This window comes from Natronospira elongata (assembly GCF_034931365.1).
Lineage (GTDB): Bacteria > Pseudomonadota > Gammaproteobacteria > Natronospirales > Natronospiraceae > Natronospira > Natronospira elongata.
Genome location: NZ_JAYGII010000004.1, coordinates 53,628 through 76,868, shown reverse-complemented (window position 1 = coordinate 76,868; position 23,241 = coordinate 53,628). Strand labels below are relative to the sequence as shown.

Annotated in this window: 17 protein-coding genes and 1 pseudogene; 2 read left to right on the top strand and 16 right to left on the bottom strand. The window is 62.2% G+C overall.

Annotation, left to right across the window (positions count from 1 at the left end):
- The first annotated feature begins 57 nt into the window (after positions 1-57).
- Positions 58-2,802: a preprotein translocase subunit SecA gene (gene secA, locus VCB98_RS03250; RefSeq protein ID WP_346050439.1), complete on the top strand. Its 2,745-nt coding sequence runs from the start codon at positions 58-60 to the stop codon at positions 2,800-2,802.
- 73 nt (positions 2,803-2,875) lie between these two features.
- A complete protein-coding gene (locus tag VCB98_RS03245) occupies positions 2,876-3,838 on the top strand; it encodes a Nudix family hydrolase (RefSeq protein ID WP_346050437.1) in 963 nt (320 codons plus the stop codon).
- A 22-nt stretch (positions 3,839-3,860) separates the two neighbouring features.
- On the opposite strand, the gene VCB98_RS03240 is transcribed toward VCB98_RS03245, so the two are convergent.
- The 16 genes and pseudogenes from VCB98_RS03240 to VCB98_RS03165 form a co-directional block, all read right to left on the bottom strand.
- A complete protein-coding gene (locus tag VCB98_RS03240) occupies positions 3,861-4,046 on the bottom strand; it encodes a DNA gyrase inhibitor YacG (protein WP_346050435.1) in 186 nt (61 codons plus the stop codon).
- Between the two features lie 10 nt (positions 4,047-4,056).
- Complete coding sequence (zapD, locus tag VCB98_RS03235) at positions 4,057-4,839, bottom strand: cell division protein ZapD (RefSeq protein ID WP_346050433.1); 783 nt, start codon at positions 4,837-4,839, stop codon at positions 4,057-4,059.
- 32 nt (positions 4,840-4,871) lie between these two features.
- A complete protein-coding gene (gene coaE, locus VCB98_RS03230) occupies positions 4,872-5,492 on the bottom strand; it encodes a dephospho-CoA kinase (RefSeq protein WP_346050431.1) in 621 nt (206 codons plus the stop codon).
- Positions 5,493-5,507: 15 nt separating this feature from the next.
- Positions 5,508-6,392: a prepilin peptidase gene (locus VCB98_RS03225; RefSeq protein WP_346050429.1), complete on the bottom strand. Its 885-nt coding sequence runs from the start codon at positions 6,390-6,392 to the stop codon at positions 5,508-5,510.
- 183 nt (positions 6,393-6,575) lie between these two features.
- Complete coding sequence (locus tag VCB98_RS03220; RefSeq protein ID WP_346050427.1) at positions 6,576-7,811, bottom strand: type II secretion system F family protein; 1,236 nt, start codon at positions 7,809-7,811, stop codon at positions 6,576-6,578.
- Positions 7,812-7,922: 111 nt separating this feature from the next.
- On the bottom strand, positions 7,923-9,641 hold the full coding sequence (gene pilB, locus VCB98_RS03215) for a type IV-A pilus assembly ATPase PilB (protein ID WP_346050425.1): 1,719 nt from the start codon (positions 9,639-9,641) through the stop codon (positions 7,923-7,925).
- A 623-nt stretch (positions 9,642-10,264) separates the two neighbouring features.
- Positions 10,265-10,376: pseudogene (locus VCB98_RS14000) on the bottom strand (prepilin-type N-terminal cleavage/methylation domain-containing protein); the annotation flags it as partial.
- A gap of 255 nt (positions 10,377-10,631) precedes the next feature.
- A complete protein-coding gene (locus VCB98_RS03205) occupies positions 10,632-12,002 on the bottom strand; it encodes a sigma-54-dependent transcriptional regulator (protein WP_346050421.1) in 1,371 nt (456 codons plus the stop codon).
- Between the two features lie 157 nt (positions 12,003-12,159).
- Entirely contained in the window at positions 12,160-12,927 is a 768-nt protein-coding gene (locus VCB98_RS03200) for an SDR family NAD(P)-dependent oxidoreductase (RefSeq protein ID WP_346050419.1), read from the bottom strand.
- A gap of 174 nt (positions 12,928-13,101) precedes the next feature.
- Positions 13,102-14,028, bottom strand: coding sequence for a hydroxymethylglutaryl-CoA lyase (locus VCB98_RS03195; RefSeq protein WP_346050417.1), 927 nt, complete (start codon positions 14,026-14,028; stop codon positions 13,102-13,104).
- Positions 14,029-14,316: 288 nt separating this feature from the next.
- Positions 14,317-16,305 (bottom strand): acetyl/propionyl/methylcrotonyl-CoA carboxylase subunit alpha, encoded by a 1,989-nt coding sequence (locus VCB98_RS03190; RefSeq protein ID WP_346050415.1) that lies wholly within the window; start codon positions 16,303-16,305, stop codon positions 14,317-14,319.
- Positions 16,306-16,579: 274 nt separating this feature from the next.
- A complete protein-coding gene (locus VCB98_RS03185; protein WP_346050413.1) occupies positions 16,580-17,374 on the bottom strand; it encodes an enoyl-CoA hydratase/isomerase family protein in 795 nt (264 codons plus the stop codon).
- A gap of 132 nt (positions 17,375-17,506) precedes the next feature.
- Entirely contained in the window at positions 17,507-19,117 is a 1,611-nt protein-coding gene (locus tag VCB98_RS03180; RefSeq protein WP_346050411.1) for a carboxyl transferase domain-containing protein, read from the bottom strand.
- A 218-nt stretch (positions 19,118-19,335) separates the two neighbouring features.
- Positions 19,336-20,520: an acetyl-CoA C-acyltransferase gene (locus VCB98_RS03175; RefSeq protein ID WP_346050409.1), complete on the bottom strand. Its 1,185-nt coding sequence runs from the start codon at positions 20,518-20,520 to the stop codon at positions 19,336-19,338.
- 205 nt (positions 20,521-20,725) lie between these two features.
- On the bottom strand, positions 20,726-21,892 hold the full coding sequence (locus tag VCB98_RS03170; RefSeq protein ID WP_346050407.1) for an isovaleryl-CoA dehydrogenase: 1,167 nt from the start codon (positions 21,890-21,892) through the stop codon (positions 20,726-20,728).
- A 146-nt stretch (positions 21,893-22,038) separates the two neighbouring features.
- Complete coding sequence (locus VCB98_RS03165; protein ID WP_346050405.1) at positions 22,039-23,142, bottom strand: Glu/Leu/Phe/Val dehydrogenase dimerization domain-containing protein; 1,104 nt, start codon at positions 23,140-23,142, stop codon at positions 22,039-22,041.
- Positions 23,143-23,241 lie beyond the last annotated feature (99 nt).

Here is a 23,241-nt window from a genome sequence, read left to right as displayed (position 1 = left end):
GGGCCGACCTCGACCGGGGTCGGCCTCGATCATTTTCAATGAGGCAGAACGGACAGCATGCTAGGAAAACTCGTCAAGCGGATCGTCGGCAGCCGCAATGAGCGGCTGATCAAGAAGTTGCGCACCAATGTGGAGCGCATCAACGCCCTGGAGCCTGATTACGAGGCGCTGGATGATGATGCCCTGCGGGCCAAGACCGCGGAGTTCCGTGAGCGGCACGAGAAGGGGGAAAGCCTTGACCAGCTGCTTCCGGAAGCGTTCGCTGCCGTGCGAGAGGCCTCAAAGCGCACCCTGGGCTTGCGCCATTACGATGTTCAGATGATCGGGGGCATGGTCCTTCACCAGGGCAAGATTTCCGAAATGAAGACCGGTGAAGGCAAGACCCTGGTGGCCACCCTGCCGGTTTATCTCAATGCCATTTCGGGGAAGGGCGTTCATGTCGTCACGGTCAATGATTACCTGGCCGAGCGTGATGCCAAGTGGATGGAGCCGGTCTATAACGCACTGGACATGAACGTGGGGGTCATCTACAGCGGTGGCCAGCCCGGCCAGGAAAAGCGTGCCGCCTATCAGTGCGAGATCGTTTACGGCACCAACAATGAGTTCGGCTTCGACTATCTGCGCGACAACATGGCCTTCCGGGCCGATGACCGGGCGCAGCGGGATCTGGGCTTCGGCATCATCGACGAAGTGGATTCCATCCTCATTGACGAAGCCCGGACGCCTCTGATCATCTCCGGGCCGGTGGATGACTCCACCGATCTCTATACCAAGATGGACAAGCTGGTCCCCAAGCTGAAGCGGGAAGTGGATGAGACCGATCCCGGTGACTACACCGTGGATGAGAAGGCCCGCCAGGTTCACCTCACCGAGCAAGGCCATGAAACGGTGGAGCAGGAGTTGGTGAAGATGGGGCTGCTGGGCGACGACCAGAACCTCTACGATGCCGCCAACATGAATCTGGTGCACCACCTCAACGCCGCATTGCGCGCCCACGCCCTGTTCGAGAAGGACGTGCATTACGTGGTCAACGACGGCAGCATCGTGATTGTAGACGAGTTCACCGGCCGCACCATGCCGGGGCGGCGCTGGTCCGACGGTCTGCATCAGGCGGTGGAAGCCAAGGAAGGGGTGCGCATCCAGGCCGAGAACCAGACCCTGGCGTCCATCACCTTCCAGAACTATTTCCGCATGTACGAGAAACTGGCCGGCATGACGGGCACGGCCGATACCGAAGCGGTGGAGTTTCATCAGATCTATGGTCTGGAAGTGGTCCAGGTGCCTACCCACAAGCCCATGATTCGGGAAGACATGCCCGACCTGGTCTATCTCTCCAAGGAGGACAAGTACCAGGCCATCATTGAGGACATCAAGGACTGTCACGAACGGGGGCAGCCGGTGCTGGTGGGGACTACCTCCATCGAGGTGTCGGAGTATCTTTCCGGCATCCTCAGGAAGCACAAGATCAAGCACAACGTGCTCAACGCCAAGATGCATGCCAAGGAAGCCGACGTCATCGCTGACGCCGGCATGCCCGGGGCCGTGACCATTGCCACCAACATGGCCGGTCGTGGTACCGATATTGTTCTGGGTGGCAATCCCGACAAGCAGCTTGAAGAAGCCAAGAGCGAGGAAGAGCGCAAGAAGATCCGTGCCCAATGGGAGCAGCGCCACCAGGAGGTGCTGGAAGCCGGTGGCCTGCACATCATCGGTACCGAACGGCACGAATCACGGCGGATCGACAACCAGTTGCGTGGTCGTTCCGGTCGTCAGGGTGACCCTGGTTCCAGCCGCTTCTATCTGTCTCTTGAAGACAGCCTCATGCGGATCTTCGCCAAGGACAAGGTCAAGTCCATTCTCCAGCGCCTGGGCATGAAGGAAGGGGAAGCCATTGAGCATCCCTGGGTGACCCGGACCATCGAGAATGCCCAGCGCAAGGTGGAACAGCATAACTTCGATATTCGAAAGAACCTGCTGGAATATGACAATGTCGCCAACGACCAGCGCAAGGTCATTTACGAGCAGCGCAATGAGTTGATGTCCACGGATGACGTCTCTGAGGCCGTGGAAGGTATTCGGGACGATGTGGTCAACCAGACCATCGATACCTATGTGCCCCCGGAGAGCCTGGAGGAAATGTGGGATATCGCCGGGCTGACCGAGGCACTGGAGCGGGACTTCCATCTCAAGCTGCCCCTTCAGCAGTGGCTGGACGAAGACGACGAGCTGGACGAAGAAGGGCTGCGCAAGCGGATCATCGCTGCCGCCGACGAGGCCTACCAGGAGAAAGAGAAGCTGGTCGGCAGCTCCGTGCTGAGGCACTTCGAGAAGGCGGTCATGCTGCGGGTACTGGATAACCACTGGAAGGAGCATCTGGCCGCCATGGACTTCCTGCGCCAGGGCATCAACCTGCGTGGTTTCGCCCAGAAGAACCCCAAGCATGAATACAAGAAGGAAGCCTTCGCCATGTTCGCCGACATGCTCGAGCGCTACAAGGCAGAGGTGATCAGCATCCTGGCCAAGGTTCAGGTACGGGACCAGCAGGACGTTCAGGCCGTGGAGGAGCAGCGCCGTCAGGATGAAAGCCGGCTGCAGTTTCAGCATGCCGCGGCCGGCAGCGCCACCGCTGCCGCGGCGGCGGGCGGCGGTGCGGCCGCCGCCGGCCAGGCGGGTGGTCGGGCCCAGCCCGGTCAGGAGCGTCCGGAGACGGTCGTCCGTGACCAGCCCAAGGTTGGCCGCAACGAGGCCTGTCCCTGCGGCTCGGGCAAGAAGTACAAGCATTGCTGCGGCAAGCTGAGCTAGGCCGAGCGGTCAGCCCCGGGTGCCTGCCCGGGGCTGCGCCCGAAATCGTTCCAACCCGCTGTTAGGACTCCCCATGGCTCGCGGTGAACGCTTGCGCATTGTTGCCGCCGTCCTGCGAGATCAGGACGGACGCATACTGGTATCCACTCGCCCGGCCGGACGGAGCATGAGCGGGCGCTGGGAATTTCCCGGCGGCAAGCGGGAGCCAGGGGAAGGACGCTGGGCCGCCCTGGTCCGGGAGTTGAGCGAGGAGCTGGATCTCCACCTTGTTGAGGGCCGCCCGCTGATTCGCATCCAGCATGACTATCCCGACGGCCCTGCGGTGGACCTGGATGTCTGGCTGGTCACCGCCTGGGAAGGGGCACCACGAGCCCTCGAGGGCCAGCAATTCGACTGGTTTGCGCCGGAAGCCCTGTCGCGGCTGGATTTTCTCGCCGCCAACACCCCCATTGTCACCGCCGCTCGCCTGCCTGACCGGTATCTGGTGACGCCACCGGATTTCGCCCGCCTCGAGGATTTGGTCGCCGGTGTGGAGGCGGCCGCCCGCCGGGGTATTTCCCTGATCCAGTTGCGAGGAGACTGGTTGCGGCAGTCGGGGGGGCAGGTGGCGGCCAAGGAAGCGGTGGCACGGGCCCGAGCGGCGGGCGCCAGTGTTCTGATCAATGGCGATCCGGGCCTGGCGGAAAAGTGCCAGGCCGATGGTGTCCACCTGCCGGCACGGCTCGCAGCAGGTCTTGAGAGCCGCCCTGTGGTCCGACCCGGCTTGGTGGGCGTGTCCTGCCACGATGAGGCGGAATTGCGCCATGCAGAGGCTCTGGGGGCCGATTTCGTCACACTCGGCCATGTCCGGCCCACCCCCAGCCATCCCGGGGCCGAGCCCTTGGGGATGGATCGCTTCCTGGCCCTGGCCGGCAGTGCAAGCCTGCCGGTCTACGCCATCGGCGGGATGGGGGTGGCGGATCTGCCCGCGCTCCATCAGCAGAGCATCCAGGGCATCGCCGCCATACGCGGTCTGGGCAGGCAGCTGTTCGCTTAGGGAAGCTCTCCGGCGAGCCAGCCTAATCGTGCCCGGATTCGGGCCAGTCCGGGGCATCCTCGGGAATGCGTTTTTCTTCCTCGAACCACTCCCCCAGATCCACCATGCGGCAGCGTTCGCTGCAGAAGGGACGCCAGCGGTTGTCCGGGCTGAAAGTCGATTTGCGGCCGCAATGGGGGCAATTGACCTGTATTGGCGTCTTGCTCATGGGGCTCCATTCAAAGTTGGCAAAGGGCGAGTCCGAAGCTGACATCCTCCGCCACCGGTTCGGCCTGGCCTGCAAGCTCGCCCAATTTAAGAAAGCGGACAGTGAAACGATGCCGGTTGCCGCTGATCTCCGGGTAGAGTCCGGCCTCCCGGACCACCACCCGAACCATCCGACAGTCCTGGCTACCGCTGGGAGACTGCATGTAGAACCCCCGCTTCGCCAACTCCGGCTGTTCCACCGCACTGCCACGGATCAATTGCAGCAGCTCCCGCACCGCGTCCTCCAGCGGGCTGAGCTGGTCCAGCCAACCGGCCAGCTCGGGCTTGCGTTGATCGGCGGCCAGTTCGAGCCAGGCATGCAGGCGGGGCAGGTCAAAGCCGCAGGTGCCGCCCGGGATGCTCAGCCGCTGCTGGATCATGGCCAGGAAATCATTTTCACGCAGTGGCCGATCCGGGGATATCTGGTCCCGGCCCAGGTTCTCCCGAACGGTACGAAGTTCCTCGAGTACCCCCGCCAGACGTGTCTCGTCCACGCCGTCCCGATGACTGTAATCCTGCAGGGCCTGGCTGATGCGATCGGTTTCCTTTAGGAGGGCGCGGCGAACATCGCCGCGGCCCAGCAGGGCCAGGATCTCCAGCACGGTCTCGGCGCCGCTCAGGCTATCCCAGGGTGATTGGCGTGACAGGCCATGACGGGCCCGGCGAAACAGGTGTTCCAGACGCAGAAAGGTCCGGATCTGTTCGCTGAAGGGCTGTTCGAAAACAATGCGTGAATGACTGCTGCCGGCGCTCATGCGCGGGTATTCTCCCGGAGCGGGGGAAGTTTTTAAAGTCTTGATGACAACAGTTCTTGATGGAGTGCCTCGACCCGCTCTTTCAGGGCAGCCAGATCCTGATCATTCTCGATGACCTGGTCGGCGATGGCCCGTCGTGCCGACTCATCCGCCTGGGCGGCAATCAGACGGCGGGCCGCCGACTCATCCACCTGATCGCGCTGCATCAGCCGCTGTATCCGCTCGGCCATGGGGGCTTCCACGGTAATCACGCGATCGAAATGTTCCTGCTGCCCGGATTCCACCAGCAGCGGAATTTCGGCCACGGCATAGGGTCCCTCGGCCTGTGCCAGCTGTCTTGTCAGGCGCTCCATGATCAAGGGGTGAAGAATGCTTTCCAGCCGATGGCGTGTATTGTCATCGGCAAGGATCTGCTCCCGCAGTCGTCGGCGGTCCAGTTCACCATCCGCGGTCAAGAGTTGATCACCAAAGGCGGCCACCACCGCGGCCAGGCCTGCTTCACCCGGCGCCACCACTTCCCGGGCCAGTTGATCGGTGTCGACGACGGTCACACCCAGGGAGCGCAAATGATCCGCCACCGCCGACTTCCCGCTGCCGGCGCCGCCGGTCAGGGCAATCCACAAGGGGGGCTGCTTCTGTCCGTTTGTGGCCATGTCCCGGATTCGAGCCTAGATGCCCGAGAAACGCAGATAGCCGCTGATGATGGCATCGCCCCAGAGCAGGGCGACCAGTCCGGCGCCAGCCAGATAGGGCCCGAAAGGCATGGGCCGGTCACGTACGGTCCGTCCCGCCAGGGCCATGCCAATGGCCGCCAGCACCCCCAGCCCGGATCCCAGCAATACCACCAGGGGAATCACCGTCCAGCCCATCCAGGCGCCGAGCAGGCCCATGAGCTTGAAATCGCCATAGCCCATGCCTTCCTTGCCGGTGAGCAGGCGAAAGAGGTGGTAGACCGACCAAAGGGAGAGATAACCCACTGCGGCGCCGATCACTGCCTGGCCGGGATCCAGTGGCGCACTGGGATGGAGGCTGATCACCAGCCCCAGCCACAGCAGGGGCAGGGTGAGCTGATCAGGCAGTAACTGGTGCTCCAGATCGATGAAGCTCATGGCCACCAGGGCCCAGACCAGGGGCAGCATGGCCAGGCTGTGGAGACTGAGACCGAAGGCCAGAATAACGCCGGTGGTAAGCACCGCCACCAGAATCTCGACCAGGGGGTAACGCAGGGAAATGCGCATGCCGCAGCCCGGGCAGCGGGCCCGCAGCAGGAGGAAACTGATCACCGGGATGTTCTCCCAGGCCTTTATCATGCGGCCACAGCCCGGGCAGGCCGAGCGCGGTTTGACCAGGTCATAGCGGTCGGACTCGGTGGGGGCCTTGTCAGGGCACTGCAGGAGTTCGGCACATTCCCTCTGCCAGCCCTGCATCATCATGATGGGCAGGCGATGGATCACCACATTGATGAAACTGCCGACAATCAAGCCAAAGGCAACCACCCCGAACCAGAATACCCATGTGAATTCGGCTCGAAAGGCAGACAGAAATTCGATCATAAAAGAGTTCCCAGTGAACAGTTCCCAGTGAACAGCCGGCCGTGCCAGCCGAAAAGCCTACAGCTTTCTGCCAGGCAGTTGCCACCTGTGGGCAGCGTCTTGTGCGGCTTCAGCCGGAGTTTCACAGCATTCTAGCGGCCGCGACCCCACTGTTCACTGGGAACTGTTCACTGGGAACTTCCCTTAAACGACGGAGCCCATCTGGAAGATCGGCAGGTACATGGCAATCACCAGACCACCCACGAGGACACCGAGAACCGCCATGATGAGCGGCTCCAAAAGACTGGAGAGGGCGTCAACGGCATTGTCCACCCGCTCCTCGTAGATATCCGCGACCTTGGAGGCCATGGTGTCGATGGAACCGGCCTCCTCACCAATGGAGATCATCTGGGTCACCATGTTGGGGAAGAGGTCGACCTCATTCATGGCCACATTGAGCTGCTGGCCGGTGGCGACCTGATCCCGCATCTTGAGAATGGCTTCCTCATAGACCACATTACCGGTGGCCCCCGCCACTGATTCCAATGCTTCCACCAGCGGCACACCGGCACTGAACATGGTCGCCAGGGTGCGGGAGAAGCGCGCCACGGCCGCATCCTGCATGATGGGGCCGAGCTGGGGGATCTTGAGGACCATGCGGTCAATCAGGCGCTGAAAGGCCGGGCTGCGCTTTTTCAAAGTAATGAGGGCACTGATTACCGCAACAACCCCAATCAGTATCATCCACCCCCGGGTCTGAACGAACTCCGAGAGATCCAGCACCATCCGGGTGAAAGCGGGCAGATCGGCGCCGAAGCCACCAAACAGATCCTCGAACTGGGGCACCACGTAGATCAGCAGAATAATCGTGACGATGATGGCCACGACCATGACCGCGGCCGGGTAGAACAGGGCCTTCTTGATCTTGGCCTTGAGGGCTTCGGTCTTTTCCTTGTAGGTGGCAATCTTGTCCAGCAGCGCCTCGAGGGCACCGGACTGCTCACCGGAACGGACCAGATTGATGTAGAGCTTGTCGAAGTGCTGGGGGTGCTTGGCGAGGGCGTCGGCCAGGTTGGTGCCGGCTTCGATGTCCTCGCGAATGGCTTGCATCAAGTCCCGGAATTTCGGGTTGTCACTGCCTCGTCCGACGATTTCGAAGGACTGCACCAGGGGCACCCCGGAACTCATCATGGTGGCCATCTGGCGAGAGAAGATGGCAATGTCGGCAGCGCTCACCTTCTTGCCCTTGCCAATCCCGGCCAGGGCGCTCTCCCGACGTACCTTGGCGGGGATGATGCCCTTTTGGCGCACCTCCTGCTTGACAGCCGCCTCGGAGCCCGCCGTGGTGGTGCCGGACACCTTGTTGCCCTTCTGGTCCGTGCCCTCCCACTTGAACTTGTACTCCTTCTTGGGCTTGGTCTTGCTCGCTGCCTTGGCCATCACATCTTCCCCGTACAGGCTGAGCCGCCCCGGCTGGGGGACGGTCGTGGGTCTTGCTCACACAGCATAACAGTTTTCCGGGAATGGCTTCCCATGTTCTGACGGTCTGTCTTAATCGGTGGTCACGCGGATGATTTCGTCCAGACTGGTGGTGCCGTCTGCCACCCGGTTCAGCCCGGAACGGCGCAGATCCTGGACACCATCCTCCTCGGCCACCTTGGCAATGTCCATGGAGTTGCCGCCTTCCATGATGATCCGACCGATGTTCTCGGTGACCGGCATCACCTGGTAGATCCCCACCCGGCCCTTGTAGCCTTCATTGCATTGCTCACAGCCCACCGGGCCCAGGGGCTTGAGACCATCATCCACCTCTTTCTCGCTGAACCCTGCCCGCAGCAAGGCCTCCTTGGGGATGTCCACCGGTTTCTTGCAATTGCTGCACAGACGGCGCCCCAGGCGCTGAGCGATGATCAGGGTCACGGAGCTGGCAATGGCATAGGGCTGCACCCCCATGTCCACCAGTCGAGACAGGGTCTTGGGCGCATCATTGGTGTGCAGGGTGGACAGCACCAGGTGGCCTGTCTGGGAGGCCTTGATGGCAATCTCGGCCGTTTCCAGGTCACGAATCTCACCCACCAGAATGATATCCGGATCCTGGCGCAGAAAGGCGCGCAGGGCGGCGGCGAAGGTCAGGCCCACCTTGGGCTGGACGTTGACCTGGTTGACCCCGGGCAACTGAATTTCCGCCGGGTCTTCGGCGGTGGAGATATTGCGGTCCGGGGTATTGAGAATATTCACCCCGGTATAGAGGGACACCGTCTTACCGCTACCGGTGGGGCCGGTGACCAGAATCATGCCGTAGGGTTTTTCCAGTGCTTCCAGATAAAGATTCTTCTGATGTTCTTCATAACCCAGGGCATCGATCCCCAGCATGGCGCTGCTGGGATCGAGGATACGCATCACGATCTTCTCGCCGAACAGGGTCGGGCAGGTGCTGACACGGAAGTCGATGGCCCGGTTCTTGGACAGCTTCATCTTGATGCGCCCGTCCTGGGGGATGCGCCGTTCGGAAATGTCCAGTCGGGACATCACCTTGAGGCGGGCGGCGAGCTTGGTGGAGAGATTGACCGGTGGCTTGGCCACTTCCCGCAGCATCCCGTCCTGGCGGAAGCGGACCCGGTAGAATTTCTCGTAGGGCTCGAAGTGGATATCCGAGGCCCCCTGCTTGATGGCATCCAGCAAGACCTTGTTGACGAAACGCACCACCGGCGCATCGTCGGCATCGCTGGCGGCACTGACCGCGCCACTATCATCCTTCTCTTCGTCGGCGCCAACCTCCAGGTCGAGTTCATCGTCATCGAAGTCGCCCAGGGCGTCGTCCATGCTTTCAAAGGCCCGGTCCAGGGCCTGCATGAGCTTGTCATCCTCCACCACCACCGGCTCCACCATGCAGCCGGTATGAAACTTGATTTCGTCCTGGGCCTGGAGATTGGTGGGGTCGGAGAGGCCCAGGAAGAGGCGCTTGCCCCGCTTGAACAGGGGCAGGGCGTGGTGGCGGCGAAGGAGTTTTTCCTCCACATCCTTGACCGGGGCCTGAGACAGGTCCATCACCGAGAGGTCGAGCAGGGGCGCGCCGAATTCCTCGGAAGCCAGGTGGGCCAGGGTGCGGGCATCCATCTTCTTTTCCGCCACCAGATGGCTGATCAGCGACTGCCCGGCCTTGACCGCGGCCTGATTGGCGGCGCCCGCGGCCTCCTCGCTGAGAAGCCCGTCATTCACCAGCCGTCGGGCCAGGCCGCTCAGGCGTAGTTTGTTCTGGGTTGCCGACATGGTAATTGCCCCGAAATCAGGTAGCTATGCAAACAAGATTACAACAAGCCTGCGCCCCTGCCTACCGGCAGCGGGGAAAGTAAATTCCGGGGTGGCCCGGCTTCCGGGGCCTGACCAAAAAAATGCCCCCGCCGAGGCGGGGGCATTCTGCCTGGGTATCAACCCTGTTCAGGTCTCAACCCGGTGATTAATCAGCCTGGATTAATCGGGCTCACAGAGACCGCGGACATAACGCTCACGCCAGCCGGCGTCGGTCGCGTTGCCGCCGGAAACGCCGTCACCACCGTCACAGTGCCACTCGTAGAGGGGGGCGTCGCCGGCATCGGCAATGTTTGCGTAGGTCCAGGTTACCGTGACGTTGTCCAGTTCCGGGTGATTGGAGGTGGCTTCATTGCGAATGCCGTCGTCACCAATGGCGTAGGTGATGTCTACTTGGTCGCCACTCCACTCGACGTCCGTGATGGCGCCGTGCTGGCCATCGGTCTGCACACCCAGCACTTCAGCAAACTCTTCCCGACTTTGGTAACCGTTTCGGGTGCTGCAGGCATCAAAGCCACGGCGGGCCACACAGTCTTCGATGTCGGGGGCCAGACCGTTCAGGAGCTGGTTGGACTCCTGCAGCTGGGTGCGGGCAACGTAGATGTTGTACTGCGGAATGGCGATGGCCGCCAGGATGCCGATGATCGCGACCACGATCATCAGTTCGATCAGGGTGAAACCCTTTTGCTGTTGCATTTTCATCAGGACCTCCTCAGGACAGGTTCCGTTATCTGGGGTATTCAAGGTGCTTGCCACCTCTGCCTGTATATTAAGCAAAGCCTGTGCCAGAAAGAAACCCCCGGAGGAGCGACAATTTTGCCCCCCTTGTTGTATTTTACTGACCAAATTCGGCAGGGACTGACAAAAATTGTCCACCACGGGGCTGCTAGTGGAATTATGTAAGGAACCTGCCCAGGCAAGCAGTCGCGACTCGTGGCGGTCGGAATCGGTTCATTCCGATTCCAGGCCCAGCTTGCTGATCCGGTAGCGCAGTTGGCGGAAGGTCATGCCCAGGCGCTGGGCGGCCTCGGTCTTGTTGTAGCGACACTGGGACAGGGCGCGGCGGATACATTCCCGTTCCAGGTCTTCCAGGAATTCCGGCAGGCTCTGGCCATTGTCCGGGGGCAGAACCCATTCCGCGAGGCCGGGTCCGGTGCTGCGGGCCGGGGTCTTGATGAAGATATCCTCGGCGCCGATGCGCCCGCCCTCGGACAGGGTAATGGCCCGTTCCAGCACGTTTTCCAGCTCCCGGACATTGCCCGGGAAGTGGTGGGCGGAAAGTTTCTGCCAGGCCTCAGGCGAGACGTCGGGCTTGTTCATTTCCAGGCGCAAGGCCAGGCGGGCGAGGATGGATTCCACCAGCATGGCCAGGTCGGCCATGCGTTCGCGCAGGGGCGGCACCTGCAGTTCGATGACATTCAGGCGATAAAAGATATCCTCGCGGAACTCGCCGGCCTGAACGGCCTTGGCCAGGTTGCGATGGGTGGCGCTGAGAATACGCACATCCACCGGGATTTCCTCGCGACCGCCCACCGGGCGAACGGCGCGTTCCTGGATCACCCGCAGCAGCTTGACCTGCATCGCCAAGGGCAGTTCGCCCACTTCGTCCAGGAACAGGGTGCCGCCCTGGGCGGCCTGAAACAGGCCATCCCGATCCGCCGTGGCCCCGGTGAAGCTGCCCTTGCGGTGGCCGAAGAACTCGCTCTCCATCAATTCGGCGGGGATGGCGCCACAGTTCACCGGCACGAAGGGGGCATCGGCCCGCGGACTTTGTTCGTGCACCAGGCGCGCCACCAGTTCCTTGCCGGTGCCCGATTCCCCGGTGATGAGTACCGGTGCCTGACTGCGGGCGACCCGACGGATAAGCTGGCGCAGGTGCTGCATGCCGCTGCTGTCGCCGATCAGACGGCTGCCGGCATCGACGCCGTCATCATCGGCATCCTGATCCGGCCCGCCGCGCAGCTTGAGCGCCGTCCGCACCAGGGCCCGCAGGTCCTGCAGGTCCACCGGCTTGGAGACGAAGTCAAAGGCTCCCGCCTTGAGTGCCTTCACTGCCGCTTCCACATTGCCGTGAGCGGTAATGACCGCCACCGGGACATCCGGGTGGGCATCTTGCATCAGGCTCAGCAGTTCCATGCCGTCGCCATCCGGCAGGCGCATGTCGGTGAGACAGAGGTCGAAATGATGCCGCTCCAGGGCGGCACGAGCCGAGGCCAGGTCACTGGCAGGCACGGTGTCCACATCCATCTGCTCCAGGGTCAGACCCAGCAGCTCCAGGATGTCGGGCTCGTCATCAACGATGAGGGCGACGGGTTTGGTCATGGGGGGATGGTAATGCAGCGGCAGCCGACAAGCTATACTGCTTCATCAACGCCCCCGTAGGAGCGGATTCATCCGCGATTCCAACGTTCAGTTGCCGAGGCAGCCGATAGGCTGGATCGCGAATAAATTCGCTCCTACGCGGGTTTCGATCAAGCGATTATTTCGCCTGCATGCGAATGCCGCCGTCCAGGCGGATGGTGGTGCCATTGAGGTTGATGTTCTCGCACACCGCCTCGACCATCTGGCCGAACTCTTCGGGCTTGCCCATGCGGGAGGGGAAGGGGATCTGCTTGTTGAGCGATTCCTGCACCTCTTCCGGCAGGCCTTCCATCATCGGGGTGTAGAAGATCCCGGGGGCGATGGACACGGCACGCACACCGATCTTCGAGAATTCGCGGGCCATGGGCAGCATCATGGAGGACACGCCGCCCTTGGAGGCGGAGTAGGCGGCCTGGCCGATCTGGCCCTCGAAGGCAGCCACGGAGGCGGTGCTTACCAGCAGACCGCGCTCGCCATCCTCGCGGGCCTCGTTCTCGGCCATCTTCTCGGCAGCGGCCTTGAACAGGTTGAAGGTGCCCACGAGATTGACGGAAATGACCTTGGCGAAGAAATCACTGGGCATGGGACCCTTGCGGGAGAGCACCTTGCCGGCGCCGATGATGCCGGCACAGGCAACGGCCACATCAATGCGGCCAAACTTCTCTACCGCCTGGGCCACCGCGCCGTTCACGGCCTCTTCCGAGGTGACATCGGTCTGCACGAAGATGGCCTTGTCGCCCAGTTCCTTCACCGCGGCCTGACCCTGTTCCTCGTTCACGTCCAGCAGCGCCACCGAACCGCCGGCTTCCACAAAGCGCTTGGCCGTGGCAAAACCCAGCCCGGAGGCACCGCCGCTGATGACGGCATTCAGGTTTTCGAATTTCATTGTGTTCTCCTTCGATGGATTGCATTCAAAACAGGTGTATCTACCGTAGGAGCGAATTCATTCGCGATAAAAGAAGCCGTGGGAGCGGATTTATCCGCGATTCCACGTTGAGCTTGCCGTGGTACCCGATGGCCTTGATCGCGAATGAATTCGCTCCTACAGGTGCTTTTCGGTTTATTTCCAGCCGAGAGGCGCGATGGCCTTCTCCACCGGGATTCGCCCCAGCTTGCTGGCCGGCTCCCGGCCCAGTTCCTGGCTGATCCAGACGGCGGTGGCGTGGAGCTTTTCCAGGTCCACGCCGGTGTTGATGCCCATGCCTTCCAGCATGAAGACCACGTCTTCAGTGGCCACGTTGCCGGAGGCACCGTCGGCATAGGGACAGCCACCCAGACCGGCCACCGAGGCATCCACCGTGGCCACCCCCAGTTCCAGGCAGGCCTGGATGTTGGCAAGCGCCTGGCCGCGGGTATCGTGGAAATGAATGGCCAGCCTGTCCATGGCAACGCGTTGGGCCACGGCGGCCAGCATGGTCTGTGCCTTGAGCGGTGTGCCGGAGCCGATGGTGTCGCCCAGGGACACCTCATAGCAGCCCATTTCCATCAGCTTTTCGCTGACCTCCGCCACGGCCTGTGGCTTGATATGCCCTTCATAGGGGCAGCCCAGCACACAGGAGACATAGCCCCGCACCCGAATACCCTTTTCCTGCGCCAGCGCCATGACCGGCTCGAAGCGTTCCAGGGATTCGGCAATGGAGGCATTGATGTTCTTCTTGTTGAAGCTTTCCGAGGCTGCGGTGAATACGGCAACTTCCTCCACCCCGGCTTCCACCGCCCGCTCCATGCCCTTCATGTTGGGTACCAGCACGGGGTAGTGAACACCCGCCTTGCGCTCAATGGACGGGAACAGCTCGGCGGCATCGCCCAGCTGCGGAATCCACTTTGGGCTGACAAAACTGGTCGCTTCCACCACCGGCAGGCCGGCACCGGCCAGGCGATGGATCAGCTCACGCTTGGTCGCCGTGGGTATCGGCTCGGCCTCGTTCTGCAGGCCATCGCGGGGGCCCACCTCGACGAGTTTCACGGATTGGGGGTAGTTTGCCATTTGGGTACTCGCGTTGTGTTCATCTGCCTTATGGGAAGCGTTCTGAGTGAACAGTTCCCAGTTCCCAGTGAACAGTGAGCATGTGGCCGTTCTTTTGCGGGAGCGGCATTCCTGCCGCGATCTGGGCTTCGATAAGCCTCCTGTCGCGGCAGGAATGCCGCTCCCACGGTTATCCGGCTAGTACCGCTGGCAGCATGGCGACTGTCTGCCAGGAAACAGTAGGCCTCTCGGCTGGCGCGGCCAGCTGTTCACTGGGAACTGTTCACTGTTCACTCCTTTGGTTGATATTCAGGCGTCAGCCTGAATATCAACCAAAGGCACTTCGGCTTCGACCATGTCGCCTTCGCCGTATTTCAGCTTTTCAACCGTGCCGGCCACGCCGGCCTTGACGGTGAATTCCATCTTCATGCCTTCCAGCACCAGGATGGGGTCGCCGGTTTCCACCCGGTCGCCTTCCTTCACATGCACGGCAACGATGCGGCCGGGCATGGGGCTGCCGGGATGGGCTTCGTCGGCGGCGGCACCACCGGCGGCGGCATAGGGGTCGATTCGTTTCAGGACATGGCTCACGCCGGCCTCGGTGATTTGCAGGTCTTGCGCATCGGCCAGCACATCAAAGCGCCGCACATGGCCGTCGATGGCCAGCACCAGGGCCTCCGGCTCCACTTCCACCAGCTCCACGGCCAGGGAGTCCTCGCCGATGCTCAGGGCCCACTGCTCGGGGCCCACACTCTGCAGCCAGACATCCTGTTCCTCGCCCGCCGCCGCCAGGCGCACCCGCAGGCCGCCGTCGCCCGAGACGCGCCAGCCATCCGGCTGGGTCCAGGGGGAGGTGGGGTCTTCCTCGTCCTCGTTGTCCAGCTGCAGTTCCATCTGCCGGTACACGGCGGCCGCGGCCAGCACGCCGGTGGAGGGCGCCGGGATCGTGGTCCAGTCGGCCAGGCGCTCATCCACCATGCCGGTGTCCATGTCGCCGGCGGCGAAGCGGTCATCGGCGGCGATGGCACGCAGCAGGGACAGATTGGTCTCCACACCGAACACGGCGGTGCGGGCCAGGGTCTCCCGCAGGCGGCGCAGGGAGAGCTCGCGATCCTCGTCAAAGACGATCAGCTTGGCCACCATGGGGTCGTAGTGGATGCTGATTTCATCACCGGGCTCGACGCCGGTGTCCAGACGCACGCCTTCCTCGTCATCGGGACAGTCGAAACCCCGGACCGTACCGGTGGAGGGCAGAAAGCCTTCCGCCACCTTCTCGGCGTAGAGACGCACCTCGAAGGCATGGCCGAACTGCTCGATCTCGTCCTGGTCCAGGGGCAGCGGCTCGCCGGCGGCCACCCGCAGCTGCCATTCCACCAGATCCAGGCCGGTGGTCATCTCGGTCACCGGATGTTCCACCTGCAGACGGGTGTTCATCTCCATGAAGTAGAAGCCGCCATCGGCCCCCATGATGAACTCCACCGTGCCGGCATTGACATAGCTCACCGCTTTCGCGGCATTGACCGCCGCTTCGCCCATCTTGGCCCGCAGGCTGTCATCAAGGGCGGGGGAGGGGGTCTCTTCCACGATCTTCTGGTAGCGGCGCTGCAGGGAGCATTCCCGCTCGAACAGGTGAATGGTGTTGCCCTGGCTGTCGGCAAAGACCTGGAACTCGATATGCCGTGGCTGCTGGATGAATTTCTCCAGCAGCACCCGGTCATCCCCGAAGCTGGATTTGCCCTCGCGGCGGGCGCCGTCCAGCGCGGCCTTGAATTCGCCAGCCTCATGCACCACCCGCATGCCCTTGCCGCCGCCACCGGAGACGGCCTTGATCATCAAGGGGTAGCCGATTTTCTCGGCTTCAGCTGTCAGGGTCTCGTCGCTCTGGTCCTCGCCGTGATACCCCGGCACCACCGGCACACCCGCTTTCTCCATGATGTGCTTGGAGGCAGACTTGGAACCCATCTGGTCGATGCTGTCCGGCCTGGGACCAATGAAGACGATGCCGGCCTTGTCGCAGGCTCGGGCAAAGTCGGTGTTCTCGGACAGGAAGCCATAACCGGGGTGCACGGCCTCGGCGCCCGTCTCCTTCGCCACCTCAAGAATGCGCTCGGCATTGAGATAGGATTCGGCCGCGGCCGCCGGGCCGATGTGCACGGCCTCGTCCGCCAGACGCACATGACGGGCACCGGCATCGGCATCGGAATAAACCGCCACCGTTTTCACGCCGAGATCCCGGCAGGTATCCATGACGCGGCAGGCGATTTCACCGCGGTTGGCTATGAGGACTTTCCGGAACATGGTTTTCCTTCCTCAGGTCATTGGGCCGGTATTCGCTGCCCCGGCTTTGTAAAGATAAGGGAACAGTTCCCAGTTCCCAGTGAACAGTGGGCGGGGCGCTGTTCTTCTGTGGGAGCGGCATTTCTGCCGCGATCAGGGCTTCTATATGCCTCCTGTCGCGGCAGGAATGCTGCTCCCACTGTTATTTGCTTAAGATTGCGAGCAGCATGGCAGCTGCCTATCAGGAAACAGTAGGCCTTTCGGCAGGCACGGCCGACTGTTCACTGGGAACTGTTCACTTCCCAACCCAGTTGGGAGCCCGCTTCTCCAGAAACGCCGACAGACCCTCCTGGCCCTCCTCCGACACCCTGAGCTGGGCAATCAGTCGGGAGGTTTTCATCTTTGCCGCTTCCCGGGCGGAGATACCCTGGCCGTGGATGCTGTCGATCAACTCCTTGCTGGCGCGCAGGGCGTTGGGGCCACCCTTGAGCAGGCGCTTGACGTGCACCGTCACCGCTTCATCCAGCTGATCGGCGGCCACCACTTCGTGGACCAGGTTCACTTTCTCCGCCAGCTCGGCGTCCATGGCTTCGCCGGTCATGAAGAAGCGGCGTGCCTGGCGGGTGCCGATGGCGCGGATCACGAAGGGGGAGATGACGGCGGGCACCAGGCCCAGGCGAACCTCGGTCAGGGCAAATTTCGCCTCGGCCACGGACACCGCGATGTCACAGCACGCCACCAGGCCCACGCCACCGCCGAAGACCGAGCCATTGATGCGCGCCACGGTGGGCTTCTGCAGGCCGTCCAGGGTCCACATCAGTTCGGCCAGGCGCAGGGAGTCTTCCAGGTTCTCGTCTTCGCTGTACTCCGCCATGGAGCGCATCCAGTTGAGATCCGCCCCGGCGGAAAAGGACTTGCCCTCGCCGGTCAGCACCACCACGCGCACCGAATCATCGTTGTTCAGCTTCGAGAAGGTGGCGGTCAGTTCCTGGATCACATCCTGATTGAAGGCGTTGTGCTTTTCGGGACGGTTGAGCGTCACGGTGGCGACGCCTTGTGCGTCGATATTGACCTTGACCTGTTCTGTCATAACAAATCCCCCTGGCTATCCATATGCCCCGTGGGAGCGATTTCATTCGCGATTGAAGCGTTGATTCATTTGCGAGCTACGGGGTAGCCAATGTTTCGAATCGCGAATGAATTCGCTCCTACGGGAATTCAATTACATCCGGAAGACACCGTATCCATCCGGCTCGTCAATCGGTGCATTCAGGGCCGCCGAGATCGCCATGCCGAGAACGCGTCGGGTATCCATGGGATCAATGATGCCGTCATCCCACAGGCGCGCGGTGGCGTAGTAGGGGTGGCCTTGATCCTCGTATTGGTCACGGATGGCGTTCTTGAATTGCTCTTCCTCGGCTTCGGGCCATTCCTTGCCGCGAGCCTCGAGACCGTCGCGGCGGACGGTGGCCAGCACCGAGGCGGCCTGTTCGCCACCCATGACCGAAATCCGCGAGTTGGGCCACATCCACATCATGCGGGCACCATAGGCGCGGCCGCACATGGCGTAGTTGCCGGCCCCGAAGGAGCCGCCGATGACCACGGTGAACTTGGGCACACTGGCGGTGGCCACGGCGTTGACCATCTTGGCCCCGTCCTTGGCAATACCGGCGTTCTCGTACTTCTTGCCCACCATGAAGCCGGTGATGTTCTGAAGGAACACCAGTGGAATGCCACGCTGCTCACAGAGCTGAATGAAGTGCGCGCCCTTCTGGGCCGATTCAGAAAACAGGATGCCGTTGTTGGCAATGATGCCCACCGGATAGCCGTGGATGCGGGCAAAGCCGGTCACCAGGGTCTTGCCGAACAGGGGCTTGAACTCGTGCATCTCGGAGCCATCGACGATGCGGGCGATGATCTCGCGCACATCCACCGGGTGGCGGGTCTCCTTCGGCGTGATGCCGTAGAGGTCTTCGGCGGGGTAGATCGGTTCCACCGGCTCGGCCAGGTCCAGGTCCACATACTTGCGACCATTGAGGCTGGCGACGATGTCACGGCAGATGGACAGGGCGTGGGCGTCGTCTTCGGCCAGGTGATCGGCTACCCCGGAAATGCGGGTATGCACCTCGCCGCCGCCAAGGGACTCGGCGTCCACTTCCTCGCCGGTGGCAGCCTTTACCAGGGGCGGGCCACCGAGGAAGATGGTGCCCTGTTCCCGGACAATCACGGCTTCATCCGACATGGCCGGCACATAGGCGCCGCCCGCGGTGCAGGAGCCCATCACCACGGCGATCTGGGGAATGCCCTCGGCGGACATCTGCGCCTGGTTGTAGAAGATGCGCCCGAAGTGTTCCTTGTCGGGGAAGACCTCGTCCTGCAGGGGCAGGAAGGCGCCGCCGGAATCCACCAGGTAGATGCAGGGCAGACGGTTCTCGCGGGCGATTTCCTGGGCCCGCAGATGCTTTTTCACCGTCATGGGGTAGTAGGTGCCGCCCTTGACCGTGGCGTCATTGGCCACGATCACCACTTCGCGCCCTTTGACCCGGCCAATGCCGGTGATCATTCCGGCGGCCGGCGCGGCATCGTCGTACATGCCGTGGGCGGCCAGGGGCGAGAACTCCATGAAGGCGCTGCCACTGTCCAGCAGGGCCTCGATGCGTTCCCGTGGCAGCAGCTTGCCCCGGTCCGTATGCTTCTTGCGCGCACGCTCACCGCCGCCCTGGGCGGCGCGGCTCAGCTGATCCTTGAGATTCGCCACCAGCCCTTCCATGTGTTCGGCGTTGGCCTGGAAGGTTGCGTCAGAGCGGTCCACTGTCGTTTTCAGGATAGGCATCCCTAATTCCCTATTCATTGTCGATCAGGCTATTGTAGGCACCGTAGGAGCGGATTTATCCGCGATGCCTTCTTGTGTGTCCAGAGGCCGCAACAGGTTCTAAAGACTCAATATCCGAACTTTCTAAAAACCCGGCATCGGATAGCACCTGTTACGGCTTGCCGGGTCACAAGAAGGCATCGCGGATAAATTCGCTCCTACGGTGCCCCTTACTGAATTTAGAGCCGTTCAACAGCGATCGCCGTCGCTTCACCCCCGCCGATGCACAGGGAGGCGATGCCGCGCTTGCCGCCGTTGCGCTTGAGACTGTGCAGCAGGGTAGTGATGATGCGGGCACCAGTGGCGCCAATGGGGTGACCCAGGGCGCAGGCACCGCCATTGATGTTCAGCTTCTCCCGCGGGATGCCCACATCATGCATGGCGGCCATGGCTACCACGGCAAAGGCTTCGTTGACTTCATACAGGTCAACGTCGTCCACGGACCAGCCCAGCTTATCCTGCAGATTCTTGATGGCACCCACCGGCGCGGTGGTGAACCATTCCGGCTCCTGGGCATGGCCGGCATGACCGACAATGCGGCCCAGCGGCTCAAGGCCGCGCTTCTCGGCTTCCGAGGCGCGCATCAGGATCAGCGCCGAGGCGCCATCGGAAATGGAGGAGGAGGTGGCGGCGGTGACCGTGCCGTCTTTCTTGAAAGCGGCGCGCATGGTGGGGATCTTTTCCACATTGCACTTGCCGGGTTCCTCGTCGGTGTCCACCACGGTCTCGCCCTTGCGGCCCTTGATGGTGACCGGGGTGATTTCATCCTTGAAGTAACCCTTTTCGACCGCAGTCTGGGCCAGCTTCACCGATTCGATGGCGAACTCGTCCTGGGCTTCGCGAGTGAAGTTGTACTTGTCGGCGCAGGTCTCGCCAAAGCCGCCCATCATCTGGCCGTCATAGGGGTTCTGCAGGCCGTCGAAGAACATGTGGTCGATGACTTCCTGGTGACCCATGCGCATGCCGCCACGGGCCTTGGGCAGCAGATAGGGGGCGTTGGTCATGGACTCCATGCCACCAGCCACGATCACTTCGGCGGAGCCGGCGGCGATCAGGTCATGGCCCATCATCACGGCCTTCATGCCGGAGCCGCAGACCTTGTTGATGGTGGTGCAGCCGGTGCCCTTGTCGATGCCGGCACCCAGGGAAGCCTGACGGGCCGGTGCCTGACCGAGACCGGCCGGGAGCACGCAGCCAAAGATGACTTCGCTCACATCGCTGCTACCCAATTTGGCGTCTTCCATGGCCGCCGCAATGGCCGCGGTGCCCAGCTGCGGGGCCTTGGCGCCGGCGAGGCTGCCCTGGAAGGAACCGATGGGGGTGCGGCGCGCGGATACGATGACGATGGGATCATTTGTGGACATGACAAAACTCCTAAAGAAACCACCGTGGGAGCGAATTCATTCGCGATGCCTTCTTGTACGTGCAGAAGCCGCAACAGGGCCTATAGGCTTCATGACCTAATTGCCAGCTTCAGCAAGCGATCCTGAAACACCCGTTTCTGCTTGCCGGGTCACAAGAATTCTTCGCGGATAAATCCGCTCCTACTGTGCAAAAATGTAAATGCCTTTACGGCGTCATTGCATTGAACAATTCCCGACCAATCAACATCCGCCGAATCTCATTGGTGCCGGCGCCAATGTCGTACAACTTCGCATCACGCAGGATGCGGCCGGTGGGGTATTCATTGATGTAGCCGTTGCCGCCCAGGGACTGGATGCTCTCAAGGGCTACCTTGACGGCGGATTCGGAGCAGTACATCAGGCAGGCGGCGGCATCCCAGCGAACCTGCTCGCCCCGGTCGAAGGCCTCGGCCACGCGATAGGCGAAGGCACGGGAAGACTGCAGGGCGGTATACATATCCGCCACCTTGGCCTGCATGATGCCGAAGGCACCGATGGACTTGCCGAACTGCTTGCGCTCATGGAGATAGGGCAGGACCTGATCCATGCCGGCCTGCATCAGGCCAATGGGTCCGCCGGAGAGCACCAGGCGCTCGGAGTCCAGCCCGCGCATGAGGATATAGACGCCCTCGTTGACCTCACCGAGAATGTTTTCCTCGGGAATTTCGCAGTCCTCGAAGACCAGTTCGCAGGTGTTGGAGCCGCGCATGCCGAGCTTGTCCAGCTTCTGGGCCGTGCGGAAGCCCTTCATGCCTTTCTCGACCAGAAAGGCGGTGATGGTCTTGGAACCCAGATCCTTGTTGGCGGTGCGCATGTAGACGATCAGCACATCGGCCTCGGGGCCGTTGGTGATCCACATCTTGTTGCCGTTGGCGACCCAGACATCACCCTTCTTCTCGGCACGGCAGCTCATGGAGCCCACCACGTCGGAACCGGCTCCCGGCTCGGACATGGCCAGTGCACCGACCCACTCGCCGGAGCAGAGTTTGGGCAGGTATTTCTGTTTCTGCTCTTCGGTGCCGTTGAGAAAGATATTGTTGATGCAGAGATTGGAGTGGGCGCCGTAGGACAGGCCGATGGAGCCGGACGCCCGGGAGATTTCCTCCATGGACACCAGATGGGCCAGGTAGCCCATGTCGGAGCCACCGTACTGCTCGGAAACGGTCATGCCCAGCAGGCCCATTTCCCCCAGCTTCTGCCACATTTCCTGGGGAAACTCGTTTGTCTCGTCCACCTGCGCGGCGATGGGTGCGATTTCGCTCTGGGCAAAACGCTCCACGGACTCGCGGAGCATGTCCAGTTCTTCGTTGATGTGGGTGTTGATGACGGTCATTCCGCAGGCCCCTCGAAGGAATTATCGGGAAATGGCTGATTCGAATAAGCCGTAGGAGCGAATTCATTCGCGATGCCCGTGTTGTCGGTTGCCGAGGCAGCCGATGGCTTGGATCGCGGATGAATCCGCTCCTACGGTGGCTCCGGTCAGGCCTTTGGCCGCCGCCCGGAAGCGCGCTTGGAGCGGCGTTCCACATGGGGCAGCTTGACCGAGCTCATGGCAGCGATGCGTTCCTCGGCGAGGCGATCCGCAGCCTGCCAGCTCGGGATGCCATCCCGGTCAGCGATGGCGAAGATCTGTTCGATGATGTCGTAGATGCCCTTGACCTGGCGGAAGGCCCGGTCCTTGTTATAGCCCTGCAGCTCGATGGCCACGTTCATCAGGCCGCCGGCGTTGATGGCGTAGTCGGGGGCATAGATCATGCCGCGCTTTTCCAGCTCGGTGCCGTGGCGTTCCTCGGCCAGCTGGTTGTTGGCGGAGCCTGCCACGATGTCGCACTTGAGGCGCGGGATGGTCTCGTCGTTGACCGTGGCACCCAGGGCGCAGGGCACGTAGACATCGCAGTCCACGTCATAAATGGCATCAAGGTCCACAATCTCGCAGCCCATTTCCTTGCACTCTTCAAGGCGCTGTTCATTCATGTCACAGACAGTGACCTTGGCGCCGGCCTCGCGCAGGGTGCGGATGATGTGGATGCCCACATTGCCGGCGCCCTGAACGGCGTAGCTGGCCTTGGACAGGTCGGTGTGACCGTACTTGCGGTTCAGGCAGGCCTGGATACCCCGGATGGTGCCGTAGGCCGTGAGCGGGGAGGGGTCACCGCCGCCGCCATGCACTTCGGGTACGCCCACCACATTATCCGTCTCGGCGAAGATGTACTCCATGTCGTTGACGGTGGTGTTCACGTCTTCGGCGGTGATGTAGCGTCCACCCAGGGAGTCGATGAACTTGCCCAGGGCGCGGAAGAAGGCTTCACTCTTGTCCTTCTTGGGGTCGCCGATGATGACGGACTTGCCGCCGCCCAGGTTGAGGCCGGAGACGGCCGCCTTGTAGGTCATGCCGCGGGACAGGCGCAGAACGTCGGTCAGCGCCTCGTCCTCGCTGTCATAGGGCCACATCCGCAGTCCGCCCAAAGCCGGGCCGAGCACGGTGTTGTGGATCGCCACGATGGCTTTGAGGCCGCTTTCCTTGTGATGGAAGAACACGACCTGCTCATGACCCATCTGTTCTGCGGTGGCGAAAAGCTCCATATTGTCCTCCTGAGACGGAAATAAAGCGGTATGGCCCTTGCCCGTCCAGCGCATCCGCGCCCGGCAGCCGGAGCGGCGGGGCGGCGGAATCAGGGCGGC

Coding starts and splice junctions, on each gene's coding strand:
- secA (WP_346050439.1), top strand. CDS start 58: ATGCTAGGAAAACTCGTCAAGCGGATCGTCGGCAGCCGCAATGAGCGG.
- VCB98_RS03245 (WP_346050437.1), top strand. CDS start 2,876: ATGGCTCGCGGTGAACGCTTGCGCATTGTTGCCGCCGTCCTGCGAGAT.
- VCB98_RS03240 (WP_346050435.1), bottom strand. CDS start 4,046: ATGAGCAAGACGCCAATACAGGTCAATTGCCCCCATTGCGGCCGCAAA.
- zapD (WP_346050433.1), bottom strand. CDS start 4,839: ATGAGCGCCGGCAGCAGTCATTCACGCATTGTTTTCGAACAGCCCTTC.
- coaE (WP_346050431.1), bottom strand. CDS start 5,492: ATGGCCACAAACGGACAGAAGCAGCCCCCCTTGTGGATTGCCCTGACC.
- VCB98_RS03225 (WP_346050429.1), bottom strand. CDS start 6,392: ATGATCGAATTTCTGTCTGCCTTTCGAGCCGAATTCACATGGGTATTC.
- VCB98_RS03220 (WP_346050427.1), bottom strand. CDS start 7,811: ATGGCCAAGGCAGCGAGCAAGACCAAGCCCAAGAAGGAGTACAAGTTC.
- pilB (WP_346050425.1), bottom strand. CDS start 9,641: ATGTCGGCAACCCAGAACAAACTACGCCTGAGCGGCCTGGCCCGACGG.
- VCB98_RS03205 (WP_346050421.1), bottom strand. CDS start 12,002: ATGACCAAACCCGTCGCCCTCATCGTTGATGACGAGCCCGACATCCTG.
- VCB98_RS03200 (WP_346050419.1), bottom strand. CDS start 12,927: ATGAAATTCGAAAACCTGAATGCCGTCATCAGCGGCGGTGCCTCCGGG.
- VCB98_RS03195 (WP_346050417.1), bottom strand. CDS start 14,028: ATGGCAAACTACCCCCAATCCGTGAAACTCGTCGAGGTGGGCCCCCGC.
- VCB98_RS03190 (WP_346050415.1), bottom strand. CDS start 16,305: ATGTTCCGGAAAGTCCTCATAGCCAACCGCGGTGAAATCGCCTGCCGC.
- VCB98_RS03185 (WP_346050413.1), bottom strand. CDS start 17,374: ATGACAGAACAGGTCAAGGTCAATATCGACGCACAAGGCGTCGCCACC.
- VCB98_RS03180 (WP_346050411.1), bottom strand. CDS start 19,117: ATGCCTATCCTGAAAACGACAGTGGACCGCTCTGACGCAACCTTCCAG.
- VCB98_RS03175 (WP_346050409.1), bottom strand. CDS start 20,520: ATGTCCACAAATGATCCCATCGTCATCGTATCCGCGCGCCGCACCCCC.
- VCB98_RS03170 (WP_346050407.1), bottom strand. CDS start 21,892: ATGACCGTCATCAACACCCACATCAACGAAGAACTGGACATGCTCCGC.
- VCB98_RS03165 (WP_346050405.1), bottom strand. CDS start 23,142: ATGGAGCTTTTCGCCACCGCAGAACAGATGGGTCATGAGCAGGTCGTG.